This window comes from Streptomyces sp. (assembly GCF_050698815.1).
Lineage (GTDB): Bacteria > Actinomycetota > Actinomycetes > Streptomycetales > Streptomycetaceae > Streptomyces.
In genome coordinates, this window is record NZ_JBOHCV010000545.1 from 1 (window position 1) to 2,181 (window position 2,181).

The window sequence follows — 2,181 nt, forward strand, 5'->3', positions numbered from 1 at the left end:
CGCGGGCCGCGGCGGTGCGCCGGACCCGCGCCTCCTCCGGCTCGGCGAGAGCTTCGGCGACGGCGGCGTCGGCCGGCCCGGGCAGCTCGGTGCGCAGCGCGGTCAGCACCGCGTCCACCGCCTCGGCCAGTCCACGGCCTCGTCCGCTGTCGGGGAAACGGGCGATCCCGGCCTGCGGGGGCGGATGTTGACCGGGCGGCTCCCCGTGCGGCCGCCCCTGCGCGAGCAGTGCTTCGCCCAGCCCGGCGAGGACGACCACCGCATCGGTGTCCCGGCCCCCGTAGAGCATCTCGGCGGGGCTGACGATCACCGTGTCGTGCGGCGCGTGCGAGGTGTCCCGCCAGGTCTCGTCGCTGACGATCAGCAGCCCCTCGTCACCGGCGGCCTCGCACACCTCGTGCAGCAGTTCGGGGGGCGCGGCGGTGCCGGTGCAGTCGTCGGCGACGGACAGCACCAGCACCCCGGGGGTCTCCCCCGCCGTACGCGCCCGGCGCACCGTCTCCCGCAGCGCGACCGGGTCGGGCACTCCCCCGCACTCGGCGGGCACCGGCACCGTGTGCAGCGGCCGGCCCAGCAGCCGTGCCTGCGGGGCGTGCCAGGGCGCGCTGGGCCGGGGCAGCAGCACCGCGCCGTCGCCCATGGCGGCGAACACGGCGAGCAGCAGCAGCGGAGCACCGGCGGCGACGGCGACCTGCTCCGGGCGGGTGTGCATGCCCCGGCGCTGCCAGTACCCGCAGGCGGCCACGGTGGCGGCGGAGGGGCCCTGCCCGTACCCGTCGGCGCCCGCCATCGCATCCACCTCCGCCGCTATCCGTTCATCGGACAACCCGCACAACGCGTCCACCTTCGCAGACGGCGCTGACGCCGACGTGCGACGACACGGTCAGCGCAAGGCCGCCGCCACCCGACGCCGCCGCCCGACGCCTATGCGGCGGCGAGGTGGCGGGCCCCGCTCTCGGCCTCAAGCTCCTCGAGGTCGGCGTCGACCTCCTGATGGATGCGCTCGCAGGTGCGGCTGATGATCCGCGAGACGTGCATCTGCGAGATGCCGAGCTGGTCGGCGATCTTGTTCTGCGTCATGTCGCAGAAGAAGCGGAGGTAGAGGATGCGGCGCTCACGCTCGGGCAGCCGGCGCAGCCGCGGCTTGACCGACTCCCGGTAGACGACGTGGTCGAAACCCGGCTCCGCGCGGCCCAGCGTGTCCGCCAGCGAGTACCCGTCGTCCGCGCCGGGCAGCTCCGCGTCCAGCGAGAGGGTGCTGTAGCTCTCCAGCGCCTCCATGCCGACCAGGACGTCCTCTTCCGACATGTCGCTGTGCTCGGCGATCTCCGCCACCGAAGGGCTGCGGCCACCCGTCGAGAGGCTCAGTTCGCGGCGGCTGGCGCGGACGCGGTTACGCAGCTCCTGAACCCGGCGCGGCACGTGCAGTCCCCACATGTGGTCGCGGAAGTGCCGCTTGATCTCGCCGACGATGGTGGGCACCGCGAAGCTCTCGAAGGCGCTGCCACGGTCCGGGTCGTACCGGCTGACGGCCTTGACCAGCCCGAGGGAGGCGACCTGCTGCAGGTCCTCCAGCGCTTCACCGCGGTTACGGAAGCGCTGGGCGAGCCGCCGGGCCATCGGCATCCAGGCCCGTACGACCTGCTGGCGGAGCTCTTCACTCTCCGGTCCGTCGGGGAGGGAGACGATCCGGCGGAAGTCTGCGTCGGTGTCAGGAGCATCATCGTGCGGGTGACGTGCGCGCTTCGTACGGGTCCGTACGGTAGTCATCCTGAGTTTCGTCCTCTTCCCATCGGCGTATTGCGTTCACAATCACCGCGGGGCAGGCACAGGCGGTCGGACCTCGACGGTCCCGAGCGGACACACAGGTCCCGCTCCCGCGGATGTGCCTTCTTTCCGAAGCACGTGAGGGTTGGTCTGCCCGGGCACTCCGGCGGCAAACGTTCCTCAACGGCCCGATCTCCTCAGTGGACTTCTCCGCCCCGGCGGGAGCCTGAACGGACTTGGTGAGGGCCGGGGAGGTGGCAAGGGAGAGGTACGACGGCCCGGACCGGCGTGGGTGTCGGGGTGTGGTCCGGGCCGCCAGCTCTGTCACCCGTTGACGCGGGCGGGAGGCGTCACGCCGGCCCGCCGCTCGCGTTCGGCGTCCGCGGCGGCACCGTCGGCTTCTCGGGCGTGCCC

The 2,181-nt window shown here is 73.1% G+C and carries 2 protein-coding genes; both read right to left on the bottom strand.

Annotated features, from left to right (window positions below):
* A partial coding sequence (locus ACRDP3_RS19735) for an aminotransferase class I/II-fold pyridoxal phosphate-dependent enzyme (RefSeq protein ID WP_431518295.1) occupies positions 1–790 on the bottom strand: 790 nt, incomplete at its 3' end.
* Between the two features lie 134 nt (positions 791–924).
* Positions 925–1,770: a SigB/SigF/SigG family RNA polymerase sigma factor gene (locus ACRDP3_RS19740; RefSeq protein WP_431518296.1), complete on the bottom strand. Its 846-nt coding sequence runs from the start codon at positions 1,768–1,770 to the stop codon at positions 925–927.
* Between the last annotated feature and the right edge of the window lie 411 nt (positions 1,771–2,181).